Below are 25,637 nucleotides of genomic sequence, written 5' to 3' on the forward strand. Positions count from 1 at the left end.
ATAATTAATTGCAAAATACAGTTTCAAGAAATGTGCCTATACTATTTCAATCTATAAATACATATGAGTCACAAGAAATAGACATTAGATTTCAAAAAGTGAAAATTTGGCTTTGTCACACAGGAAAGAATCACAATGGATCATACTTCTCCAGAGAAGCCATTGAAGACGCAATCCCTTCTCTCAGTAATACTCCGGTATTAGCCTATATTGAGAATAATAGATCGACTGGAAAGAGTGACTTCTCTGATCATCGTGAAATCATAGTACGAAAAGATGGCGAAGTTACTACAAAATACTTAGGCAAAGCAATCGGTATTATTCCCGAGTCAAACAATGCTACTTTTGAAGACAGACTTTGTGACGATGGAGAAACTAGAACCTTCTTGACCGTCGAAGCGCTTCTATGGACTAAATTTGATGATTCTACTGATATTATGAGTCGAGATTTAATCAAAGGTCAATCAATGGAGTTATCAGAAGAGTTTGAGGGTGAATGGGGAGAAGATAACTGCTTCCACTTTACGAAATTCCAGTTCTATGGAGCTTGTGGACTTGGTGAAAATGTTCAACCAGCGATGCAGAACTCAACGATAGAATTGCAATTTTCATCAATTGAAATTTCTGAATTCTCAAATGAAGTCAATGCCATAATGGAAACATTTAAAAAGAATTTTTCTACAAAAGAAGAAAATGAACAAGAACAAAAGGAGAACGAAGAATTGAAAACAAAACAAGATATCGCAACCTCCTTCAATCTTACAGTGAGCCAGATGAGTGACGAATTAAGCCGAAAACTTTCGGAGCTTAAATATACAACAAAAAACTGGTATGACGAAGATATTGAAGTGGCAAGATACCGTATGCGTGACTTTGATGAGCAGAATGTATATGCTGTAGACCGCATGAACAACTATCAAGACGTGCGTGTTCCATATTCAAAAAATGGAGATAATGTTTCTTTTGAATTTGAGTCTACAACAAAGATTAAGTATGTTCCCACAGATTGGGATAACGGAGTTTCTGAAGAATCCGAAATCAATTTTACTAATTCGATTGTAGACGAGCATAAAAATTATGCAGTTCAAATTGTTAGTGAATTGAAGGAAGAAATATCTACTAAGCAAAATGATTATATTGAATTGAATGATAAATTTAGCAAGGTTCAAGAACAATTGTCTCAAAAGGAAAATGAAATTTCAGGTCTTAATGCTGCAATGGAGCAACTCAAAGAATACCAAAGAAACACTGAGGATAAAAAGAAAGCTGAGCAAATTGAAGTAATCTTCTCAAAAATCGCGCGCGCTTTCTCCAGTGAAGAGTTAAATGAGTGGCGTGAAAAATCATCTTCTTATGATTCAGTATCTGAATTTGAGCGCGATATTAAATCATTTGCATATGATCGTATTTCTGAAACCAACAAAAGCGTTAAAACTGACTTCAGTCAAATGGGAACTCTTCATACTGAATCAGACGAAAAACCAGATGAAACAAAAAATAAAGATGTTTGGTCTCGGCTTAAACAATAATTATACATATTAAAGGAGATTTATAAATGCAAATTGTTAATCTAGGTACTATGGCAGGAACTAATGTTGATTCCTTTATTAAAAATGTACAAAATACTGTAGAAATGCCAAATGGTAGTTTCGTAACTATTGCTTCTCAAGTTTCTGGTCAGCCCGACTTGTATGTGGCAGCAACCCCTACGGATGTAACTAAAGAAGAAGTTTTGTTGGTTCGGTCACCTGAGTTGATTGAAGTGAATGGTTTACGTGTAGATCTTACTGATGTAACTCTGTTTACAAATCCAGCTAATCGTCCAGCAACGGCATTTCATTTGAAGGTAGGAGATGACTTTACTATTACAGATGATGGTATTACTGGTGTTACGACTAAAGAAAAATATGTTATTCCTGTGAATGGCGATATTAAACCTGCGGCAGCAGATGACCTTACTGGAAACACATTAGTTGCTATGAAGGTTATTGATAAAACAACTATCTCTGTAGGTAATCGTCGTATCCCAGCCACTAAATTGCTTGTCGTACGCTCTGTTTAATTCAACCAATATTATAATCCAAGGAGATAACAATTAATGAAACCATATTTTTCTGCAAGATATAGCAAAATGGATGAGCAACAAAAAGACATCGTACAGGCTGGTGTGGAACTTTTCCGTCATTATCGGTATGAAAACTCTACAAGCGAGTCTGAAAAAAGTAAACTTCGTCAGTATGCTGGGACTCTTTCCCTTCAAGAAAAACAAGACCTATTTTCTAAAAATCTGACTTCTACGGCTATCAAATATGCAAATCTTCCTTCTGAGCATCAGTTCAATGAAACTGCTCTCCAATCTCATCCCACTGTTAAATGGACAATGTTCTCTTTGATTTCTGAGATGCTTGACATCGTAGTGCCTGAAACAGTTCTTGATAATTTCAATCAATTTGCAGATGTAAAGTCTGTTGGTTGGGGAGATAATCTGGTATTTAACGTGCCAAACAGCGATCTGTTTGTCGTATCTACGGCTTCCAACGGTAAACGAAAAGGCACACGTCAACGTTTGCTCGGTAGCGATGTAGTTCTTACTCCGGTAAACCACACTATTACAGTAGGCGAAGATTGGTATCGAATTGTTTCTGGTAAAGTAAACTGGGGCGAATTTGTTACACGGGTTGTACGTTCAGTTGAAACTCAAATTACCGTTGATGTATACAATGCAATTATTGATAGTTACCCAACTTTGGGTGCTGGATATAAAGAAACAGGAGCCTTTGCACAAGATAAATTCAACCGACTGACACAACGAGTGGTTGCTGCTAATGGTGGTGGTACTTCTACTGCATTTGGCTCTAAACTTGCGCTGTCCAAAGTGGTTCCTGCTGATCAGTACTTCAAATTCGGTCTTGGTGATAAATACAATACGAATGGCTACCTAACTAATTTCCAAGGAACTGATCTATTCGAACTGGAGCAGCGCTTGATTCCAAACACAGACGACTTTGCGATTGACGAAGAAACACTTTTGATTCTTTCTTCTGCTGTACAAAAGATTGTTAAAATTGGCTTCGAAGGTAATACACAAATTATTGAGTCACAAGCGTCTCAAAATGCAGACTTGTCTGTGGATTATACAATCCAACAACGTTGGGATGTTAAAATTGTGACTAGTGGTCGTTATGCTATGTGGAACTCACTGGCGTAATACTATTTAAAATAGAAGGGGTGCTTTTATAGAGTACCCCTATTTTATATTTACAAAGGGAGTGTTTTGATTTATGGCAGCACCGAGAAAGACAGCCAATGCTGAACCTGCAAAAGATGTTGCAGATGAAAGTTCTTTAGAAAAAGAAAAGATGTCGACTGAGATTGAAGAGTTAAAAGCTATGGTTAAACAATTGCTTGAAGACAAAGTTGCGACTCAGTCAGTCCCTACGACTGTCGAAAAAGTAAAAGACGAGTATTACGATATTGAAGAAGAATTGAATATTAACTCAAATCAATTAGTTAAGATTGTAAGTTTGATCGAAGGCGGATTGAACTTAAAGGGTAATTCTCCTCAGCCACTCTACCTTCCAGAGTTTGGTGCTACTCGATCCGTAACTTACGAAGAACTGCGAGCTATTTACTACAATCATCCCGAGTTGACTCGCAACGGAGCATACTTCATCTTGAATAAAAACGTTGTTAAAGCTCTCTATCTGGATTCAGATTATGAAAATATTTTAAACAGAGAGCGACTTGATAAGTTGGTTGATTTGCCAACCGTTGAAATGATGTTTGTTTTAAAAGGTTTGACTAAAGTTCAAAAAGAGACTTTTATTCAACGATACATTCAAGGAATCAAATCTCAAGATAATCGATTTGGGGATTTCAATAAAATCAAAGCTATCGATGATTACATTGGGAATAGTTTGATTGAGCTGGCAAACCAAGAGCAAAATTAAGATGGGCGTGTTTAAATGACTCCATTTGTAAATATCTATGAACGCTTCAGCACGAAAATTCAAGATTATATGTTGGATGAATTGTTTAGAGAATCAACTGACACATATGAAGATTATATATTCAGCTTTTTAAAATCATCTATAGCAAAATTTACTCACTGTAGAAAAAATCTACTTGACAGAGATGAAAAAAGTAAGTGTTTTAACATTACTCTTTCTGAATTAGAAGAAGAGATTCTTGCCGAAATGATGAAAGTTGAATGGATGGATAAGGAAGTTAATAATGTCTTAGAAATGAGATTGGCTTTAAATAATTCAGATTTCAAAAGATATGCTGAGTCAAATAATCTAAAATCAAAGATGGATTTGAGAGACAATATTCAGGAACGTGTAAACAACCTTATTGTTCAATACTCTTACTCTTCATATGAGTGGAAGTAGGTGCAATTATTGCTTACAAAAGTTTAACTGCTCGTATTAAAAGCATCCCTTTTTCCGTCCCACAATATAAAAAGCAGCAGAATGTTAACATAATCAATAATGATTTTTTCAATTCGCTCTCGTATGAAGAAATTAACCTCAATGATTCAACAGAAACTTCTCCTGTGCACATATTAGCAAACGGTAAAGTCCCAACTATAAAATCTATAATCATGTATCCGGGGTTAACAATCCACGCTGGAGATAAAGTCGCTCAAGGCAATGGTGATCAATGGTTATGTCTCCATGTTGAAGATAATTCACTCTATCAAAAAGGCAAGATTGAGAAGTGTAACTTTGATCTTAAATGGATTAATCAAGATGGATATATTCAAACCTTCCCCTCTATTCTTTACTTTAATGCCCGTTCGAATTTCGGAACTGAAGAAGATAAGGTAATGAACCTCCCTGCTGGACGTAGACAAATTGTAGTGAGTAAAAATGTTGAAACACAATCAATACAACGTGATACACGCTTCATTATTGGCAGCGAAGCATTCAAGGTGATTGATACAGATTATATGTCCGATGATGGATTGGTAAATTTGAGTTTACAGTCAGATCAAATTGATCCAGTCAAAGACAATCTTGAATTGGGTATTGCTGACTACCACAAGTTAGGTAAATATGAGTTACATATCCTCAATGACAACCCTCTATCACTGAGCATTCATCAATCAGCAAGAATCAACGCTATAGTAATGAGAAACGGATCTGAAATAATTGATCCGCAAATTGAATACTCTAGTTCGAATACTGATTTGGTTAGTGTCGATATACAAGGGACTATTACTATTCATGAATCAGGTGAAACGGTTATAACTGTTTCAGCGTATGGAATTGAAAAACAACTGAATATTTATGTAGCCCCCACCATCCATTATGACTATGACGCTACAATAGACGGAGCAAATGATATTTACTTAAACCGCGAGTCTACATATGTGGCTAGTTTCTTTAATAATGGAATTAAAATTTCTGATGAAAGTTCATTTTCATTAACAAATTTGGATGGCTCCCCTACTCTCCTCGCCTCAATATCCTCGCAAGATCCTATAGCAAATACATGCGTAGTTAAAGCAAACAGTATCCGTAAATTAGGTACTGTTATTTTGCATGTTAAAAATACCAATGGGCTGTCTTCAGGCAAGAAAGAAATTAAAATTAAATCACTAATATAAGGAGTGTGTTCATGGGTCAAGCTATTGTAAGACTTGGAGAACTTAAAGCTGAGAGGTTTGTTGAAGGCTTAGTAAACAACTATCTCGTGTTTTCTCCACTTCCACTATCTAAACAACATTCATCTGGTCTAGATGGCGACATTGTAATGAGCGCAACACCAACGCTTGAAATCATTGATGCAGATCTGGATGTGGCAATCAATCCTCAATATGAATATGTGTACTCAGTTGGTACTGATAATAAGCTCAAAGTTGCCTTTGACAAATCAAAGCATACTAACAAAGGAAGTGCCGTCGATGCTTTAAAATGTGTTAGCGTGATTTATGAGCAAGGAGAATTGATTGTTACAGGTAACGAATATATTCTCACTGTACATAACAGTCGTGGAGAAGAAATTCACAGGACTGTACCACAAACGCCAGCACAGCTATTGACAGTTATGTCTACGTTTGACGACACTCGTCAAGTCGATGAAGTTGGGCCTCTCGATTACAAGATACGCCGAAATTATACTGTAAAGTAGGTGTGCTATGTCTAGATTCGAGAGTATAGCAAGAGATAAAACAACCGTTATTGACAAGATACTTTCTTCTAATGAAATCATGAAAGCTCTGAAATATAATGAACTAAATTTTCTTGAGCAACCAGACTTTGATAATGCCTCTTTACTTTACAGTTCACTGTTCCCCCATCGCTTCATTCCCGGAACCTCTGATCAGAAAAAGACATATATAACTATCTCCTTTGGTAAGTATCGGCCTACTAAAACCTCATTTAAAAGTGGATTAATCACATTTAGCGTTTTTACCCATCAAGACCTATTTAGAACAGCTTATGGCTGTCTTCGTACTGATTATATAATCACAAAGCTAGATGAGATATTTAATGAAGCTGAAGGTTTAGGTGTCGGTAAGGCAGAGTTTTATGATATGGATGCTTTAAGCATGAATCCTGATTATCATGGCTCATACATAAGTTACAAAGTGTGTGATTTCAATTGATAGAAGTAGATCGGTTAGCTTTGTTCTTGGGTAACCCCTATGCTTTGGATTCTGGTTTGAGAATTTTCTCACCTACGGTTAATGATATCTCTTTGGTTGGGTATCAGGACTACATGATAAAGCTTACGCTATGTTCTTTTGATAAAAATATAATACTGTCTGATCTATTTGGAGTTTCAAGTGAAGCAATTAACGAGATTTCCGAACAAGATGATTTTGAGATACTAACCAGTGAAGAAGCAATAAGGAATCACATTGCAAGCTCACTAAGTTTTTTCGTTCATGGCGAAGTTGAATTTGATCCCATTTATCAAGCATTCATGCTAGAAGATAGAGTATTAATTTCTAGAAAGAATTATTTAGAAATTGCAGACGTAATTAAGCAATTGAATTGTAGCAAGGCTGAATCTGAGAAACTCAATACAACAAGCAGTAAAGCCAAAGAGATGTTGAAAAAAATGATGATGTTCGAACTAAAACAAAAGAAACAGGATGATGGACTTGATTTTAAAGACATCCTCTCTATTCTTTGTGCTGCCAACGGAAATGGAATAGATATCTTCAACGTTAAGAATCTGACTATTTACCAAGTGTATGAACAGTTCGAACGATTAACTACCAAAGATAGCTTTGATCGTATTCTGCCCGTGTGGGCAAACGGACACTTAGGAAAAGACGATCAACTTCCTGAATGGATCAAAAAAACAAAATTATAATTTAATACGGAGGTTTTTTAATGGCACTACATCTTGATCGTTACGGTTCACGTAACAATCTTAACTTACAAATCTTCAATTATGTTTCTAGTACACCCAATGTGCTTGATCCAATTATGACATTTGATTATGCCACCACCACTAGCAATGAGTGGACTGGTGAAACTGTATATAGTCGCGGTGGAGATGGAAACCCAAAACGTCACTCTTGGTCTGGGGACAAAGACTCTACATTGACAGTCGAAACACAAGTCTTTACATTCCAGCACTTGGCGATGCTTGCAGGAGAGCCAATCCAACACGGCGCTCAGAACATCAATAAATCTGAGGTACTGACTGTCGAAGATGATGGCAGTGGAGGCAAACAAGTAACTCTCACTAAGACTCCGATTGGTGGAGCAGGTACAGTTAGCGTATTCTCGTATATCGGTGGTATTAAAACAGATATCCAAGAGATTGATTCTGTGACGGGCAGTGTAGTGAAACTTGCAAGCACATCCACATCTAATATTGGTGAAGATGTTGAAGTTTACTATCAATTCGCTGTAGCAAATGCTGCCAAGCTTTCTTATACCACTAAAGGTTTCCCGGGTTATGTTAAGCTCATTGGCGATACTGTGTATGCCGAAGAGATTGGTGGCGATATTACCTCTTCTCAACAAATTTATTACAAAGCAAAATTGCAACCAAACTTCACTGTCACATATTCTCCTACAGGAGATCCAGCATCCTTAACTCTGGTGTTTGATTTGTTCCCTGTTCGAATTAATGGTATTGAAGTTATGAAAGATGAAATTATCTATAAAGACTAATTTTAAGGGGTGAGGCTTAATGCTTTACCCCTTATTTTTTCTAGGAGTAAATATGAAGACAATAACAATTGCTGCACCAGTCCGTAATCGAGAATGGATACTGCCCCAATACTTACTGAAAATATTTGAGATCAATTATCCTAAATCTTTAATTGATCTACATTTCGTTGTCAATGATAGTTTAGACAGAACATTTGAGTTGCTGACAGAATTTAAAAAAGGCAATAAGGGTTTGTACAACAATATTCGAATTGATGTAATCAATAATGGAACACCAGAAGATGAACGTGAATTTACCGTAAGAAACAAACATATCTATAAGCATTTGAGCAATTTAAAGAATTACATTATGACTAAAACTAGAACTGATAAACTAATCTTTATTGATACAGATATCCTTGTTGAATCCGATGTAATTACTAAACTGCTTAAACACGGCAAAAAGATTATATCTGCACTAATTTACAATGGATATTTGACCAATAAAGAAAAGCCGTACATGTATCCAAATATCATGCAGTTGGATGATAAAGGGCAATATCGACACATTACTAACTATCATGTAAAGACTGCCCCCACCCTACTCTGCTCAAAATTGCAACGAGTAGATTTAACGGGAGCGGTCATTTTATTGGATAAATCAGTTTATAAGTCTATAAAATACGGATTTCATCCACAAGGCGAAGACGCATATTTTTGTAAGATGGCTCAAGACAATGGCTTTGAGCTTTTTTGCGATTTGTTTGCCTATAGTCAGCACATTATGTCTGAACAACAATTAAGGGAGTTTATGAATGAAGCAAAAAACGATACTCTACTTTCCCGTCCTGAACTGGGAATTTTTAAAGCAACGTCCACAACAGATCCTTTCTCAATTCGCACGTAACGGATGGACAGTTTACTTTTGTAACAATACTCAAACTGACAAACCTATTGAAGAAGTTGAACCTAATATTTATGTAATTCATAGTTTCGAATCGTTTATGAAAGATGTTAAACACGGTAAATATAAAATCGATGTGGCCTATGCTACATGGGCAAAGTCAGCCGAACACTTTGATAAAGTAAACGCGAAAATTAAAATTTATGACAGTATCGATGAATTTCCAGATTGGGAGCAATATGAGGAGTTTGCCGTAGACAGTGCGGACATTATGCTCACTTCAAGTCAACGACTATATGATATTCGAAGTAAAATGCATGGGAACGTACATCTGGTACGTAATGCTGCTCCATCTGAATATATCAATAAACCTTCCAAAAGACCGAAAGAATATGAAGATATTGATGGCCCTATCGTAGCCTTTGTTGGAGCTCTTGGTTCATGGACGAGTACATATCTGATTAAGAAAGTAGCCGAAAAATATCCTACTGTATTTGTAGGACTGGAGTTTGGTAAACAATGTCCATCGAATGTTATTAACTTGGGATGCAAGAACCATGATGAGTTATATGACTATTACGCGCATGCAGATGTATGTCTTATTCCATTTAATACAAAAACAAACATTACTCAATCAGCCTCTCCGGTTAAGATGTACGAACACTTGGCTGCGGGAGCGATTACTGTAGCAACAAAATGGCATGAAACAGACCTTTATCCATCAGCAGTACTTACGGCAGACAATGATGAAGAGTTTTTAGTTAAGGTAGATGAGGCAATTGCTAAATCCAAAGAAATAGGGTTTAAGGAAGAAGCTAAGCGAATTGCTTCTGATAACACTTGGGAAGTACGGTTCATGCAGATTGAGAAAGCAATTGAGGAATATTCACTGAAAAGTGGTGTTGTCATTGGGTCTTAAAGTTTTATTCACAAATAACAGTGCATTGATAAAATTTGGTATATCTTCAGGATTTAATAACCTTGGACACGAAGTACATATTATGGATGGCAAATATCAATTGTGGGACAAAGATAAGGAAGTTCAGGTTGAGTTATTTAAAGAATACATAGAGAACAATCATGTAGATATTGTATTTTCTGAGTGTTTCGCTAACTTTGCTGAAGGCATATTTGAGCACACCAAAGAAAAAGGAATATTTCACGTATTCTTTTCGATTGAAGATACTCCGTTTGATCATTGGATAGGTGACTATTGGTCTGATTATGCTGATTATATTTTTACAACAACTGCTGAATGTCTTCCTAACTATTGGAACAAAGGTAAGCAAGCAGAGTTGATGTTATTTGGATGCAATCCTGAGTTCCACAAAAATACAGATTCGGGAATCCAAAGAGATATTGTGCTTATTGCTAATAACTATGAGCGCAGATTTGGACAAACTCGAAACTTTATTATGCCAGTGGTAGAACGGGGCTATGATGTGAGTATATTTGGCAATGAATGGTGGATGGATACTAATCGTGATGTAAATTTGTTGAGTCATCCCTTCACCTACAAAGGATATGGTGCATATGAGGATTTACCTTATCTATATTCCTCTAGCAAGATAATTCTAGGACAAAATTTAGATGATAAGTCTATAACTCAAACATCAATGAGACCTGCGGAAAGCTTAGGAATTGGAGGAGGCATTCTAATCTCCCCTTTCACCCCTGCCCAACAATATCTATTCCATGATCATGTTTATCTACCCAAGAATACTGATGAGATGTTATTGATGATTGATGAAGTATTGAGCATGACAGACAGACAACGAGAACAGAAAGCTAAAAAAGCACAAGATTTCGTGTACAAGTATCACAACTACAATTTGAGAGCTGAACAAGTTATCAATGCGTATCATGGTTACAAACCATAATGGGAGATGAATAAATGGCAAAATCAAATAAGCTTACACTGGCAAAACTTAATACGGTTGATAACAAGAATAATCAGCGCAAAACAATCTATGTAACTTCTGAAAATTATGAGGTAAACGTACATACATTTTTTCGTGAGTCGTTGATGGAAGATGCAGTAACAGAATACATCGCTCTCGTTGAGGAATTGCGAACTCAGACGGAACTAGACGATGTGTTAATTCGTGGAACTCTAAGTCTATTTAATGTATTGGTGATGAAGAAATTCACTGACCTTCCATTTCCGAAGAAAATGAGTTTGGGTAGTCTGATCGAGATTTCAAGAAAGTTTATGGACAATGGAATCACTAATGAAGTAATTAACTCATTCCCAAAAGAAGAACTAGACAAACTAGAGCAGAGATTCAAAGCAGCTCAACAGCAAGCAGCTAAAGTAATTGCTGAAATGGCTGTGGCTTCAGTTGCACAAGCACAGGATATTTCAAAGGAAATTTCAGATGCAAGTTAAAACACAACAGGATTTGATTAAGTTTCTTCAAAAGTTGAAGCAACCTATTGCAAAAGCATTGAGTGATGATGTAGCTAAGACAGTTAAGCAAATTCAAAAAGAAAAAGTAAAAGAAGAAGTCTATGATGTGTATGAACCGACTATGTATTCACGGACTGGATTATTAGGTAGTGAGGAAAGCATGAAGTCTGAATTGATTAATGACACTACTCTAGTAGTTGAAAATATTCGTTCAGATGGAGATAGGAATGTTGCTGAAGTCGTGGAATCGGGCCAGAATTACCAATACGGATTTGAGTATGCAGGTGTCCCACGTCCATTCACTGAGGCAACACGAGAAGAGTTGAGGAACACTGGTGCTCACAAAGCGGCACTTTATTCTGGGCTTAAGCGTCAAGGAATTACACTAAAATAATAAAACACAGGGAGCGTGTTATTTATGGCATTGGAAAGTTACGATCAATATACATAAGGATGATGTTAATTGAGTAAAAAAGAAGTTAAGCAAAACACATTGCGTGAACCAGCAAAGAAACAAGCAGAAGTAACAGAAGAAATGTGGCTACAAGTAAATGAGGATTATAGATTAATTGTAGATGAATTTATCTCCGTACAAGATCTCTCCCCAGCTTCAAGAAAGCAATATACAAGTGTGCTTCGACAATTTGGCTGGTATCTTTTTAGTTCAATGAATGACAAACCATTTTATAAGATCACCAAACGTGATTTCTTGCGATATCTGAGTTTCATACGTGACAATCGTAAAATGTCTTCCTCTGCTATTAGCCTAAGAAAATCTGTTGTATCTAGCCTTTGTAACCACATTGAAAATATTATCGCAGATGAAGAAGAAAATTATAAAGGCTTTAGAAACTTTACTCGTGGACTCCCTGCTATAGCGCGGAATAGAGTTTATGAGAAGGTAAAAGTTACAAAAGATGAATATGACTCAATGATGAAGATTCTTGAAGAAGATCAAAACTGGCTAGGTATGGCATGGCTTGCTACAGCTTTCCTTGTAGGTGCTAGACGTTCAGAGATCATTCAGTTTAAATCGGAAATCATGGACTATAAAGTTCCTGAAGGCCAGAACTATGTACTATCTCACGTAGTTCGCGGCAAGGGTCCTTCAACCGATGGTAAGCCGCTAGAGTATATGGTTCCATTAGAGGTTTTACCATATTGGCAAAAATGGATTGATACACGCGGTTACGAAAGCGATTATGTTTTCACAACTAGATATGGGAATGAAATAAAAGCGATGTCTTCAGCATGGGCCAATGATTTCTGTACCAATGTGTTATCAGACATGTTAGAGCGTAGAATTAACGTACATATATTTAAAAACTCATGTATCACATATTTGTTAGAATCTGGTGTGCCGATGCATTTGGTATCTAAATATGTCGCCCATCACAATGATATTTCAACAACACAAATTTATGACTTGAGAGATTTCGAAGAAGAAAAGAATCAGATTTTCTAAATTGGAGGTTTAAATGAAAGCCAAAATTCACGGAATTGAAGTTGAAGGTACACCAGAGGAAGTTTTGGAATTCAACTTAAAAATGGAGAAACATATTAATCAGTTGGTCATTGACATGAAGAAATATTTTCCCTTCTCATCGCCTAGTATTGTCCCCTCGCCTCATCTACTCCCCCAAATCACTTCCACCATAAGCCATTCAAAATGTATATCTGTCCCAATTCAAAAATCGAATGTGACTATGGATGTCGATTACGGAAGAGGAAAAACAAATGTCACTATTAAAGACATAGAAAATAAGACCATTCAGACCACCTCACTCACTGAGACAGACAACCAGAGTAGCAAATCTATATCTGAGTTTATTATTTATCATGTGGCACGTAAAAATATTGACTTTGTCCATATTGACACCAGTGGTGCAGGTATAGGAGTATACGATCATTTGATGCAGTCACAAATTAGAGATAAGGTTATCCCATTTACATATAAACGGTTCTAGTAAAATTACCATTTCATTTGAACATATAGGGAGCAGATAAATGATAATCAAGAACAATCAAGTGGAGAAGTTCTTCGAGTTCCTCCATTCTCTTGAGTTGGAACGAAAACCAAGTCGAATGAGAACACGACTTAAAAATCTATTGAAGAATAGAATCTTAGAAATAGCAAATGAAACCGTTGAAATCAATAAACAGCACATCGTTTATGATGAGAATAATCAGCCCGTCCAAAAGGGTGAAGAAGTTTTGATCAAAGATAAATCGGCTTGGCTCAAAGATATCAATGAATTTTACGAAGAGGAATTTGAGATTCCACAGGATATTAACAATAGAGAAATGCTGTTGTCCATTAAAGACAGTGTCCTCAATCATTCCCCTTCTACATTTAAGGGCGATGAAGCAGACGTTTATGATATGGTCTGTGAACTGGTTGAACAAATTGAATATGAGTAACATTGAGAAGCGATCATTTGAATCGCTTCTTTTTTATTTCTCTTTAGATATTAGAAGCAAAAAGGAAGTGATTTAAGTATTATGACTGATTTGAAGATTTTGATTGAAGCTGGTCTCAGCATGGGTTCCAGCGTTAAGAATATCAACGATGAAATTAAAGCTTTAGCTAAACATCCCTCTCTCAAATCTTTGAATTTGAAAGTGGATATCGATAAATCATTTATTAAATCGATGAATGAGTTTGTAGCTGCTAGCAAAGTACTGAGTACTGCATTAGAGCAGCAACAAAAGGTAATTAGTGAGTCAGTTAAGACAACTAAGATGTTGGATGGTTCAATTGAGAAAGTAACTCAGAAACAATTAGCAAATGGTTCAATCATCACGCAGACAACGAAGAAGATTAACGAAGAAACAAAAGCTTATTCAGAACAAAAGAAAACTCTACAACAACTTGAAAAAGAATTAGACGGGTATTCCCTAGCTAGAACTAGAGCCAACAAGAATAAGCTTGGCGAAATCAATAGTACTACAAATAAATATAAGAATCAGACTGGTCAACAAGTTAGTGTCAATGTTGATAATGAAGGTAATGTCAAGAATTACAGTCAGATAACTGACTATCTCAAACAACAGCAAGATGCATTACAAAAAGAGCAAGCGATAAATAAGCAACGTGAACAAGCTGCTCAACAAGAATATGCTACACGTAAGGCTTTGGCTGAGAAGAGCCTTAAAGAAGAAGAACAGCGCAATCAGCAGTTTGTTAATCAGTTAAAAACGAGGTTTGCTGAAGAACAGAAAATTGCTCGTGATCGTGATGCATTAGATAAGGCACATTCAGCAGCAATTACAGAAAATCTAAACAGGCAAAAAGCTGTTGCTGATATGCAAGCGAAGATTACAGCAGCACAGGCTAGGTTTAAGGGAAATTCATCTGCTGTCGCTGAGCTAAATGCGTTGAATGCACAATTGGGCAATGTATCGAAAGTAAGCAATTATAAGAATGCATTGACAGAGTTGCAAACTAAATTAACACAGATTACATCTCAGGCTAAATTAGCTGGTAATGAAACTAGGACACTAGGACAACGTTTTGGTGATGCAGCATCCAAGGTAGCTATGTGGGCAGGTGCAACATCATCTGTATATATGATTACACGAGCATTGAGAGACATGGTTAGTGTGGTCGTGCAAGTAGATAGTCAGATGACTCAATTGAAACGTGTAATGGATGAGTCGACAGACTTTGAGGGCATGTTGAGTCGAAGCATTCAATTGGCAAATGAGTTAGGTAGAAGTATTACAGAAGTAAATGAGAATGCTATTGGATTTGCGAGGATGGGATTCGATGAAGATCAGACGATGAACCTTGCAAAGACAACAACGCTATTGCAGAACATCTCTGAGTTAACACCACAGGAATCGGTGGATACATTAACGGCAGCAATGACAATATTTAATGTTGAAGCTGGAAAGAGTATTGAAATTGCGAATAAGTTAAATGAAGTAGACAACAACTATGCGGTTACGACGCAGAACTTAGCTCTTTCATTGACTAGAGCTGGAGCCAGTGCAAATACCTTCGGAATTTCTATGGAAAAATTGATTGGAGACACTGCGGCAATTACCACTGCAACGCGTGAAAGTGGATCTGTAGTAGGTAACTCATTAAAGAGTATCTACTCTCGTGTCACATCAATGGCTAAGTCTGAAGATGTGCTTAAGGGCGTAGGTGTATCAATGCGTGAAATGAACGGTGAGGTTCGAGATGTCTCAGATATACTTGATGATTTAGCAGGAAAATGGAATGGACTATCTAAGGAGCAACAACAAAATACTGCCGTAAATCTCGCTGGTCGATATCAGCTCACTAGATTTTTAGCATTAATGCAAAATTATGACATTTCTGTTCAAGCTACAGAAACAGCCCTTAATTCTCAAGGTTCAGCTACACGCGAAAACGAAAAATATATGGCATCACTCGAAGCGCGTATCCAGAAAATGAAAACTGCATGGGAAACTATGTCCCTCGCCTTTGGAGATGCAATAATCTCCGACTCAATTGTAACTCTTACCTCCCTCATAGCTTCCATGTTGAACGGTGTTGCTAAAGTGGTCGATGTAGTTGGAGCGCTCCCTGTAATCTTCGGCGTAGCTAGTGTTGCCCTTCTAGGTCTCCATCTTGGATTCCGTATGCTAATCATTGAAATGACTAAGACTATTGCATCTATGTTTGGACTCACTATTCAAACTGGTACTGCTTCAGCAGGTTTAAATAGATTTTCCTTGTCTACCATTGCATCTAAACTATCGCTTATGGGATTATCCGGGGCTGCTAATATTGCTAAAGTTGCTCTTCGTGGTCTCATGATTGCAACAGGAATCGGTGCCGCTTTTGCTGCATTGGGTTGGGCTATTGAAGGTATTGTTGGTCTCTTCTCTGATGCCACTCAAGCAACCGAGGATTTCACCGACAAAACTGAAGCATTAAATGAGAAGCAATATGATCTAGCTAATCTTAAAAAACTCCAAGAAGAGTACGATTCACTCTCCAAGAAAACCAGTTTGAATTATGATGAAAAATCAAAATTGGCCCAAATCGAAAGTGAACTTTCTTCAAAATATGGAATCACTGTTCAAGGAATAGATGGACAAACCAAATCTATTCAAGAAAACAATGAAGCAATAAAATCCGCAATTGAACTCAAAGAAGCAGAACTAAAGATAGAACGTGATCGCGCTGAAATTGAATACGCTGCAAACTCACGAGACATTGAAAGTAATATTTCTAAGTACAAAGAACAATTAATTGCTTTAGAAAAAAGTAAACAAGCAGCACAAGAAGAATATGATTTACGAACAAAGATTCTTAGTCAAACTAGCACATCAGATCCTTCATATGATGCAAATAGTCGTCACGCTCAGAATGCAGCTAAAGCATTACAAGAAGAATTATCTGCATATGATGAAACTAACACTAAACTTCAAGAGTATACAAATAAAAAAGCACTAATTCTTAAAAATGCTGGTCAAGAATACGTTGATGAGCAGGAACGAAACAATGTCAAGATAAGTGGAATGACTCGCAAATTTATTGATATTTATGCTCAGGCTGCTGCTGAAAGCAAAATACCTGCTGATCAGATTAAAAATAATATCGGTCAAGTTTTTCAGGGTGTTCAAAGTGGCAACATAAAGAATGCTGAACAAGGAATGAAACTCTTAGAGTCCCTACCGGGTGTAGCAAACTTAACTGCTGAATCCTATAGAAATATGGGTGCCGCTATATCTCAAGTTGACTATGCTCCAGTAGTTGAGGGTGTTGAAAATACTGAGGATGCTGTAGATGGATTAGGAGATTCAGCTAATCAAACAGGACAAAAAGTTAGTGAAATGTCTAAGAAACTTGATGAACTATCAGTTTGGGCTACTAATTCCAAAGAGGAAGTTGAACTTTTAAATAAAGCTCAGTCTGAACTCGCCAAAAAGAATACACTTTCTGCTGACACTATCAAGAAAATGAATGAAAAATATGGTGACTTTATTAAGATCACTGGTCTAAGTAAAGATTCTATTTTAAAATTCATAAAAGCAAAAAAAGAAGAGAAAACAGAGTTTATCAATGCAGAGATTAAGAAAACAGAAATAGCTATCGAAGCTTCGATGAAAAGAATTGCGGCTGTTGAATTAGAGATGAGCGCGCGGCAGAAACTCATTGATCAGATGAAAGAAGACTATTCAGACATTGCTGGACAAGATCCATTAGAAGATATTAAGACTGAATCCAGAATGGGCGCTGTTAGATCTGCTGGTGGCAAACAAGCTGACTTAACTTATGAAAAAGAAAAATTGGCTGAGTTAACTGCAACACTACAGACTTGGAAGAGTATTGGTTCTGACACCAAGCAAATGGTTGAGAATGGCGATAAAGCTGTACAGGATGCAACTAAATCCAATGATAAGTCGAATCAATCATATACAGATACCAATGAGATCCTAACGGAAACCCAGAAACAGTTTATTAAATTGGCTGATGCAATCAAAAAAGTTCAAAATGAGCGCAACACAATGGTTAAGGGTTCTAAAGAGTATATTGCCAGTTTAGAAAAAGAAAAGAAACTCACTGAAGATCAAATTGCTTTAGCCAAAAAAGCTCTTAAGAACCCCTCTGAATTAGTTTCCACTAAAGTTAAGACGACAACAACTACCTCAGCAAGTGATACTACTTCAGATGCATCTTCTTCTACCTCCTCTTCTAATGGATCTGGTACAAAGTTAGACACAATGCTTAGTGCAGCACTTGGTATGCAAGGTCAATTCAAATATCAACAAATTGGCGGGAAATTCAAAGGGACTTTTGAAGAGTTCAAGAAACGTGCTCTTGCTGACTGTTCCCAGTTCGTACAGGAATTCTTTGAAGAGTTCATGGATATTACTCTTCCTCGCACCGCTGCTCAACAATCCCAACAAGGTACGGCTGTAGCTAAAAAGGATTTGAAAAAGGGAGACCTTATTTTCTTCGAAACCAAAAAAGGCTACGAAGCTTCTCATGTTGGTATTTATACTGGTAACGGTAAGTTTATTCAAATGGGTACAAAAAGTGGACTTAGTGAACAGAGTCTAGACAACAGTTATTGGGGGCCAAAATACCGTAGTGCTAGACGTATTAATGGTGTTGGCGAATCTACATCAGCTTCCACTCCATCGGTTAATACAAATACATCTGTTACAAAGACTGCGACTACTAGTTCCGATGGTAAAGTTAAAACTGAGGTTGTTAAAGCCACCCAAAAAGAAATCGATGACGCTGTACGTGACTTAGAGCTCAATCTATCTGCGTGGACTGCCGAAGTGTATCAGCAGAGTCTTGATATTATTGATGCATATGTAACAAAAACCGACAATGAAATTACAAAACTTCAATCCAAACGCGAACTGTCTGCTAACAAGCAAAGCCGTTATACACAAGACAGCCCTGAATGGCGTAAAGAAGAAATGTCTCAGAGCAGTTTACTTCAACAAGAGCAGAAGTTGATAGAGCAACAAAGTAAAGATATTCGCAAACAGTTGATTGATAAAAAAATCACTCAGGGCGAATACGATGCTAAACTTGCTGAGAATAGTGCTAAATGGTGGGATTATCAGTCACAGATTGATGATAAACGTAAGAGTATTTTTGATAGTCAAATTGCCGCATATGAAACGCAAGTAAAAGCGAACGATGACTCACTGGCGTTGTCAGATGCTAACTTAAACCTACTGACTGAAGGTACTGTTGAATACAACAAAGAGTTGCGTAGCCAAATTCCCCTGCTTGAGAACAAGAGCTCCGTTATTGCTAAAGAAATTGCCTATGTTAAATCACTGTTAACCAACAATAAATTAAACGCTGAGTTGACTGCTTACTACAATGACAAACTTCAAGAACTCAACTTGTCTTTATTAGGTACAAATTCTGCCTTAGCTGATGTCAATAAGACTCTTAAAGATATGCGTGAATCTGCCGCTGACAATATCATTGAAGAATATAAAAAAGTTATCGAACAGCAACGTGACTTGGCGCTTGAAGTTCTTGATCAAGAAATTAAAAAAGAGAATGAGCGTCACGAGGAACGTACCAAGAATATCGATGATGAACAAAAACAGTTTGAGAATTATATTAATGCTCGACTCAAAGCATTTGACCGTGAGAATACATCTACTGACTATACAGAAGAACTCACGAAGAAAATGGATGAGCGTCAAAAGATACAGGATAGAATCAATGTTCTCTCTGCTGACACATCAATGTCGGGTAAAGCTAAGCGTAAAGAATTAGAAGAACAACTCGTTGCTATTGATGAGGAGATTCGTAAATATCAACGTGATCGTGACCGCGAATTGGTTAAACAAGGGCTACAAGACCAACTCGATGACCACAAGAATTACAACGATAAAATCAAAGATGAAGAAGATAAACAGCATCAAGACGCTCTTGATAAATTGGATGATGAGAAAAAGAAAACTGAGCGTAAATATAAAGACATCTTAGAGGATCAGAAGTATTTCTATAATCTCAAACAAGGCTTGATGAGTAATGATGCAATCGTTGTGACTGCTACTCTTGGAATCATTGGTGGTGAGTATGACAAGTTATTTGCCAACATGAAAACTCATATATTTGAGACATCCAAAGAGATGCAGAATCTTTTGGATCAATTTGAGTTGGGCAGATCCGGTTTAGACAAGTTTAAATCAGGTGACTACTCCCCTACTGAACCGGGAAGCGGTGGTACTAGTAGTGGGAACGGTTCAACTGGTCAAACTGGAACCATTAAAGGCACAACTGCTGCACGTGTAGCTTGGACTGAGTATCTGAGTAATAAGCAATCTGCTGAGTCGATTAAGGCTGAGATGTCTAAACTTGATAAAGCGTCTTCGCAGTACAAGAATCTTACTCAACAGTTTGACTCACTCAAGTCCAAGAATGACCAGTTGCGTTCAGTGTATGGATTCCCAGATGGTAGCTTTAAGGATTTAGTGAATCAGAAGATATTCTCTGCTGAAACTGGTGGTATGACTCCTGCTGGTATCGGTAAGGAAGGTAAGTTCTTATTAGCTCATGAGAAAGAACTGGTTCTCAACAAATCGGACACGTCAAACGTGTTGAAGATAATTAATGTAGCACGAGACATGTTTGACAGATTTAAGAGTGGTTTGAGCCTAAACTCTATATCTCCTAAGAGTAACACTGAGTCAAGTAGCACAGACAACAGTGTAAGAATTGAGAATGTAACTATCGTTGCTAAAGACACAGATACTGGACAAAGTTTAAGTGACAAATTCTTTGGTGCAGTAAACAAACAATTGAAAACAAGAATGATTTAAGGAGAGGGTTAACCCTCTCTTCTTTTTATTTATCGGAAAGGAATGTGTATGTTAGGAGAAATTGACCGTAAGAAGAAACCTATTCAACCACAATACTTTCTGGCTAAACCCAATCGTGAGATTATCAGTAAACTAAGCGAAATCTTCAATGACAATATAAACGTTAAATTGAATGATGTGAGCGAATTATCATTTTCTCTCCCCTACTTTATTGATAAGCATCACAAGTTGAAGCCTAATAAGAATGTGGAGTTAATCAAAGAGCGATATTTAATCAAAGTTGTTACTGGGGTTAAAGTTGAATGGTTTATTGTAAATGATATTAGTGATAATCTCGATGATTCAGATGTGATGGAAGTCAAGTGTTATTCGTTAGTACGTGAGTTATCAGATAAATTGATTAAAAGTTATGAGGTTGAGTCATACGGAGCAGATAAAGTAATTGAAGATATGCTTCGTTTAGGTAATACAATTTGGAATGTAGATTACATAGATGCAGACTTTAAGTTGAGCAAAAGAGCATTCGAGTTCCCCTCTTCTACTGTACTTGAAGCGATATACTCTATCGCCGAAGTTTATAATGCTATTGTTACATTCGATACGGATACTCGTACATTGAGTATGACTAAACCAGAATTAACTGGGATCAACATGGGTTTAACCGTTTCATATGGTAAGCTGATGAAGAGTATGAGTCGTAATCGTAGTTCAGAGGAAATGGTCACACGTCTCTCCGCTTCTGGCAAAGATGGACTGGGAATCAATAAGGTTAATCCAACTGGACAAAACTACATTGAGAACTATGGATATTGGATTTATCCATTTGAACGAGATGCCAATAAAACAGTGATTTCACCAAGTCATTGGATGTCTGATTCACTGTGCCATGCGCTATTGGATTATGAAGAGTTGGTTGAGAGTAAGACAGGATTGTTCAAACAGTATCTTGAGGAATTAGAAGGCTATGAGACACAATTAAATCAACTTAAGATTGATTTGAATAAGCTACAGCAGGACGAAAAAGTTGTTCAGGAAGTAACTCTTGCTCAACAGTTTGGCGACAAGATGTTTTTCGAGAAGTACAGTCATAGTGGTAGTACATCGAGAACATTCAAGTTGAACAAAGGATATAACTATGTAGCAATGATTAAAGTTGACTCCTCTTCTGGCTTGACTGTTGCATTGAATGGATCTGTGAAGTCAGTAACATCAGGTAGATGGGTAATGTTGGGCAAGTTGAACAATCTTGAGACAACCACAATTACCGTAAATGGATCATCTACAGGCGTGTTTATGCAAGTTGCTACGATTTCAATTGAAGAGTATCAGATGGCTGGTAATGATAATGCGATTGTTGAGAGATATAGTTTAGACAATAAAGAAAATCAGATTAACTTGAAGCAGATTGAAGTAAGTAATAAGTTAAATCAGATTACAGATGTACAGAATCGGACTAAGGTGTTGCAAGTGTTGCTGGATTCGGAGAACAACTTTACACCTGAACAACTGTATGAATTGAATCCTTATATGATCAATAAAGATTTTAGCGATGATGTGTACATAGATGAGCAAGATTTATATGATGCAGCAATGGAAAAGTTCAAGGAGTTGCAAGTTCCACAATTAGCAGTAGAGATCGATATTGTTAACTTTTTAGAGATAATTGAGGAACAGCGCAATTGGAAAAAGTTAAACCTTGGTGACTTTGTTAATGTTAAATATGAGCCATTGGGGATTGAGTTAACAGCAAGGATAAGTGAGATTAGCTATGACTTTGGTGGATCGAGTATTAAGTTAACGTTGAGTAATGCTAAGAATGTTAACGATGAGAGTACGAGATTAGAGAAGTTTTTAAAGGATACAAAGAATACTAGTGTAGTTGTTGATGTTAACAAAACCAAATGGGGACAAGCCGTAGTTGACTCTTCTGATATGAGTAAATTGTTTGATAATTTTTGGAACAAGATAACCAATCAGATCAACATGAGCATCAATAATACTGTAGAAATTAATAACAAGGGAATTACGATTTCAGATGACAACGATCCGTTAAGATTCCTTCGTTTAACAAACGGGCAAGTGGGACTCACGAGATCCGGTGGACTCAAATACGAGACAGCCATCTCCGCTGATGGGGTCATCGCTGAGATGGTGCTAGGTAAAATCATTTTAGGGCAACGTGTGGTTATTGGAGACACAACAGGCGTATTCACTATCGAAGGTTCAAAACTCATGATTGATGATCGCTGCGGTCGACCTGTAGTAAGGTTAGGATTAACTTCAGAACTGCCTGACGTATTTGGGCTACATGTTAATCGATATGCTTCGAGCAATTGCAATGATAGAACTATTACTAACATATCAGGAATGGATAACTCTAGAGGATTCTACATCGATAAGATTCGTAACGGAATAACTTCTAATGTATTGGGATTATCGTTGGATGGCAACTTTAGATTGCGTGTTGGTGATGACAATCAGGTTATCGTCATTAACGAATTCGGGCTTGGTATTGGATCTGATGTGTGGGCCAATGCTCCCTTTAGAGTGGATTATTTTGGTAATTGTTACTTAAATGCCCTTTTCGCAGATCGAGCTGAGATTAAAAACTCAAAATTCTTAAATGGTGAAATTGAAGGTTCTTCCCTTACATTGCGTGATGGAGATGGCGTATTCAAAATTTTTCCAAAAATCGGAATGTGGGCTGGAAGAATATCAGAGGGCGCAGAAGATTTCGATAATGCAGCTTTCAGTGTGGATCTCTTCGGAAACCTCAAAGCACGTAAAGCTAAATTTTATGGTAAAGCTGGAGAACTATTAATAGATACAGATGCGGGTGTTATTGACCTTGATCACTTTGATATGATCAATGTTGGTAAACTGATGGCTGAAATGTTAGAGGTAAACACAATTCTTGCAGATGATGGTTACATCAACAACCTCACAGTAAACCGTTTAAAGACTATTGGTAAAGATGCTAATGTTGGTCAGTACATCGACTACATTGATATTCAAGATAATTTTCAGCGATATGTAACAGCACAAGTGTCTGCAAAGGAACAAGCAAAAGACTCGCGTAATAGACTTCTATTCTGGCAGGACAGTGAAAAACGTATTTTAACTACTGAAAATACAGGTATTATTGCATACTCTTATACGCTCCCCAAAGAAACCATGAAGATTAAACGTGAAACCACTTTCGAAGGTTCTGGTGATGCTGCTCAGCCTGTAGAGAAAATTGGTACTGGTGATGGCGGTGCCAATGATCGAGCTAAAATGGTCAATACCAAATATAATGGTGGATACAAACAGGAGTATAAAGCAAGTAATACTGCTAGATTGAGAAGTATCGACCTCGCAGATGATGGAATACTGATTAAAAGTGATGGTGGTGACATCAACATTACAATGGATTCGTTCAATGTTCTTGCTAAAAAATCAGTAAAAATTGGCATTGAATCCGGTTCATTCATAGAGATAGCGCAAAACGGCGATATTAACATTAACTCGACTAGAAATGTTAAAATTAACGGTACTCGCATTGATTTAAACTAAACTTTTCCAATTAAACTACCGATATATATAGTATAATTTAACTAGTTATACAGGATAATTCTACTATAAAAATTCGGAGGTACATATTTCTATGAAGAAAATTCTATCTAAACTGCCAACATTTATGCTTGGTGCAATAGTTGGCGTTGCAGTAACTGCTGGATCTGCTGTTGGAGCTGCAACATACCTAAAAGCCACACAATCAAATGTAAAGATTGTTGTGGATGGCGCTCAAGCAAAATTATCTGAAAGCCCGCTCAACGTCAATGGGAAGCTTTATCTTCCAGTACGAGACACAGCAAATGCCATGGGTTACTCAGTTGAATCTGTAACCAGCTCTCAAGTGTCGTTGAAGGACTCATCAGCAAGTTCTAGTTCAACTACACCACCAGTGAATAGCACATCTTCCACGCCAAGCAACTCAACTAACACAAATACGACTGCAAGCAAAAAGGTGAAAAATTTGAAAGAAACTTACTCAACTGATGGTAAATTAGATGCTGAGAAGATTCGTACAGCATTGAATAATGGTACATTGGACGTCAATGCTCAAGATAGTACATCATTACAAACATTGTTAATGATGGCCATTGATGAAAACAACTATGAAGCATATAAAGCGATCAAACGCAATTCGCTAAATGTAGATTTGCAGGATATAAACGGAATGACTGCGTTACACTTAGTGGCTCAAAAAGAAGATAGATTTTACTTTGGCGAACTAAAAAGTTTAAGTGCAGATCCAGAAATTAAAAATAATGATGGAAAGAAAGCTATTGATCTAGTAAAAGATGGTGCAGCTATGTATGACCTACTTCGTATTTACATGTTCTAATTGTTGAATATTCCAAACTAAGAGACCTTTTTTAAAGAGGTCTCTTTTGTTTTATCTACTACGATAAATCAACACGGGAATCATTTCAAGAATTTGTAGTTTATCTTCAATAGAAAGCACAACTCCGTTATAAGACAAATATTGATTGTTTAGAAGAAGTTTTTCGATATCATTTTCATTTATCTTTGCTTCCTTCTCTGCCAACTCTTCCGATTCCTCGATTGTGCGATATCTGTAGACCCACTCTTCTCCAACTTGATCAAAAACCATATCTCCAGCGATGTATCCTGTTTTAATTAAGAGGTCTTCATATGAATGATTGTACGCTGTAGCGATCTTCTTTAAAGCATCTGGAGTTATTTTAACAGGTTTCTCAGTTCCGGGCTTATATCCCTTCTCAATTATACTGATATAGGTATAGCTCAGACCACTCAACTCTGCTGCCTCTCGAAGTGTCCGATTTCCTCTTAGATGTCTCAAGAATTGTCCGAAATCTTTGGGTTCCATTTTTGAGTATGTCAAACT

22 protein-coding genes are annotated in these 25,637 nt (G+C 36.9%); 21 read left to right on the forward strand and 1 reads right to left on the reverse strand.

Annotated features, from left to right (window positions below; translation table 11 throughout):
• Window positions 1–8: 8 nt before the first annotated feature.
• From NKT06_RS18765 to NKT06_RS18865, 21 genes are all read left to right on the forward strand, one after another.
• Complete coding sequence (locus tag NKT06_RS18765; RefSeq protein WP_253437827.1) at window positions 9–1,529, forward strand: hypothetical protein; 1,521 nt, start codon at window positions 9–11, stop codon at window positions 1,527–1,529.
• 26 nt (window positions 1,530–1,555) lie between these two features.
• Entirely contained in the window at window positions 1,556–2,062 is a 507-nt protein-coding gene (locus NKT06_RS18770; RefSeq protein WP_253437830.1) for a hypothetical protein, read from the forward strand.
• Between the two features lie 36 nt (window positions 2,063–2,098).
• On the forward strand, window positions 2,099–3,208 hold the full coding sequence (locus tag NKT06_RS18775; RefSeq protein WP_099856685.1) for a hypothetical protein: 1,110 nt from the start codon (window positions 2,099–2,101) through the stop codon (window positions 3,206–3,208).
• A 73-nt stretch (window positions 3,209–3,281) separates the two neighbouring features.
• Window positions 3,282–3,950 carry a hypothetical protein gene (locus tag NKT06_RS18780; protein ID WP_253437833.1) on the forward strand — a complete coding sequence of 223 codons (669 nt, stop codon included), beginning with the start codon at window positions 3,282–3,284 and terminating at the stop codon, window positions 3,948–3,950.
• Window positions 3,951–3,965: 15 nt separating this feature from the next.
• A complete protein-coding gene (locus NKT06_RS18785) occupies window positions 3,966–4,391 on the forward strand; it encodes a hypothetical protein (protein WP_253437836.1) in 426 nt (141 codons plus the stop codon).
• A complete protein-coding gene (locus NKT06_RS18790; protein ID WP_253437839.1) occupies window positions 4,382–5,611 on the forward strand; it encodes an Ig-like domain-containing protein in 1,230 nt (409 codons plus the stop codon). Before NKT06_RS18785 ends, NKT06_RS18790 begins: the two co-directional genes overlap by 10 nt.
• Before the next feature lie 11 nt (window positions 5,612–5,622).
• Window positions 5,623–6,135: a hypothetical protein gene (locus NKT06_RS18795; RefSeq protein WP_253437842.1), complete on the forward strand. Its 513-nt coding sequence runs from the start codon at window positions 5,623–5,625 to the stop codon at window positions 6,133–6,135.
• Between the two features lie 7 nt (window positions 6,136–6,142).
• Entirely contained in the window at window positions 6,143–6,613 is a 471-nt protein-coding gene (locus NKT06_RS18800; protein ID WP_253437845.1) for a hypothetical protein, read from the forward strand.
• Entirely contained in the window at window positions 6,610–7,329 is a 720-nt protein-coding gene (locus tag NKT06_RS18805; RefSeq protein ID WP_253437848.1) for a hypothetical protein, read from the forward strand. The genes NKT06_RS18800 and NKT06_RS18805 overlap by 4 nt, the downstream gene beginning before the upstream one ends.
• A 20-nt stretch (window positions 7,330–7,349) precedes the next feature.
• Window positions 7,350–8,141, forward strand: a complete 792-nt coding sequence (locus NKT06_RS18810; RefSeq protein WP_253437850.1) for a hypothetical protein — start codon at window positions 7,350–7,352, stop codon at window positions 8,139–8,141.
• 52 nt (window positions 8,142–8,193) lie between these two features.
• Window positions 8,194–9,027, forward strand: coding sequence for an ANP1/MMN9/VAN1 family protein (locus NKT06_RS18815; protein WP_253437855.1), 834 nt, complete (start codon window positions 8,194–8,196; stop codon window positions 9,025–9,027).
• A complete protein-coding gene (locus NKT06_RS18820) occupies window positions 8,936–9,943 on the forward strand; it encodes a glycosyltransferase family protein (RefSeq protein WP_253437858.1) in 1,008 nt (335 codons plus the stop codon). Before NKT06_RS18815 ends, NKT06_RS18820 begins: the two co-directional genes overlap by 92 nt.
• Window positions 9,933–10,904 carry a glycosyltransferase family protein gene (locus NKT06_RS18825; protein ID WP_253437861.1) on the forward strand — a complete coding sequence of 324 codons (972 nt, stop codon included), beginning with the start codon at window positions 9,933–9,935 and terminating at the stop codon, window positions 10,902–10,904. The genes NKT06_RS18820 and NKT06_RS18825 overlap by 11 nt, the downstream gene beginning before the upstream one ends.
• A 14-nt stretch (window positions 10,905–10,918) precedes the next feature.
• Window positions 10,919–11,413 carry a hypothetical protein gene (locus NKT06_RS18830; RefSeq protein ID WP_253437864.1) on the forward strand — a complete coding sequence of 165 codons (495 nt, stop codon included), beginning with the start codon at window positions 10,919–10,921 and terminating at the stop codon, window positions 11,411–11,413.
• Window positions 11,403–11,828 carry a hypothetical protein gene (locus NKT06_RS18835; protein ID WP_253437867.1) on the forward strand — a complete coding sequence of 142 codons (426 nt, stop codon included), beginning with the start codon at window positions 11,403–11,405 and terminating at the stop codon, window positions 11,826–11,828. Before NKT06_RS18830 ends, NKT06_RS18835 begins: the two co-directional genes overlap by 11 nt.
• A gap of 69 nt (window positions 11,829–11,897) precedes the next feature.
• Entirely contained in the window at window positions 11,898–12,899 is a 1,002-nt protein-coding gene (locus tag NKT06_RS18840; RefSeq protein WP_253437870.1) for a tyrosine-type recombinase/integrase, read from the forward strand.
• A gap of 13 nt (window positions 12,900–12,912) precedes the next feature.
• Window positions 12,913–13,401: a hypothetical protein gene (locus NKT06_RS18845; RefSeq protein WP_253437873.1), complete on the forward strand. Its 489-nt coding sequence runs from the start codon at window positions 12,913–12,915 to the stop codon at window positions 13,399–13,401.
• Between the two features lie 40 nt (window positions 13,402–13,441).
• The gene (locus NKT06_RS18850; RefSeq protein WP_253437876.1) at window positions 13,442–13,855 is read left to right on the forward strand and encodes a hypothetical protein; all 414 of its coding nucleotides are present in this window, start codon (window positions 13,442–13,444) and stop codon (window positions 13,853–13,855) included.
• A gap of 81 nt (window positions 13,856–13,936) precedes the next feature.
• Entirely contained in the window at window positions 13,937–20,722 is a 6,786-nt protein-coding gene (locus tag NKT06_RS18855) for a phage tail tape measure protein (protein WP_253437879.1), read from the forward strand.
• 48 nt (window positions 20,723–20,770) lie between these two features.
• Complete coding sequence (locus NKT06_RS18860; RefSeq protein ID WP_253437882.1) at window positions 20,771–24,277, forward strand: phage tail protein; 3,507 nt, start codon at window positions 20,771–20,773, stop codon at window positions 24,275–24,277.
• Between the two features lie 91 nt (window positions 24,278–24,368).
• Window positions 24,369–25,112: a stalk domain-containing protein gene (locus NKT06_RS18865; protein ID WP_253437885.1), complete on the forward strand. Its 744-nt coding sequence runs from the start codon at window positions 24,369–24,371 to the stop codon at window positions 25,110–25,112.
• A gap of 51 nt (window positions 25,113–25,163) precedes the next feature.
• On the opposite strand, the gene NKT06_RS18870 is transcribed toward NKT06_RS18865, so the two are convergent.
• Window positions 25,164–25,634: a helix-turn-helix domain-containing protein gene (locus NKT06_RS18870; protein ID WP_253437888.1), complete on the reverse strand. Its 471-nt coding sequence runs from the start codon at window positions 25,632–25,634 to the stop codon at window positions 25,164–25,166.
• Between the last annotated feature and the right edge of the window lie 3 nt (window positions 25,635–25,637).

The organism is Paenibacillus sp. 1781tsa1, assembly GCF_024159265.1.
Classification (GTDB): domain Bacteria; phylum Bacillota; class Bacilli; order Paenibacillales; family Paenibacillaceae; genus Paenibacillus.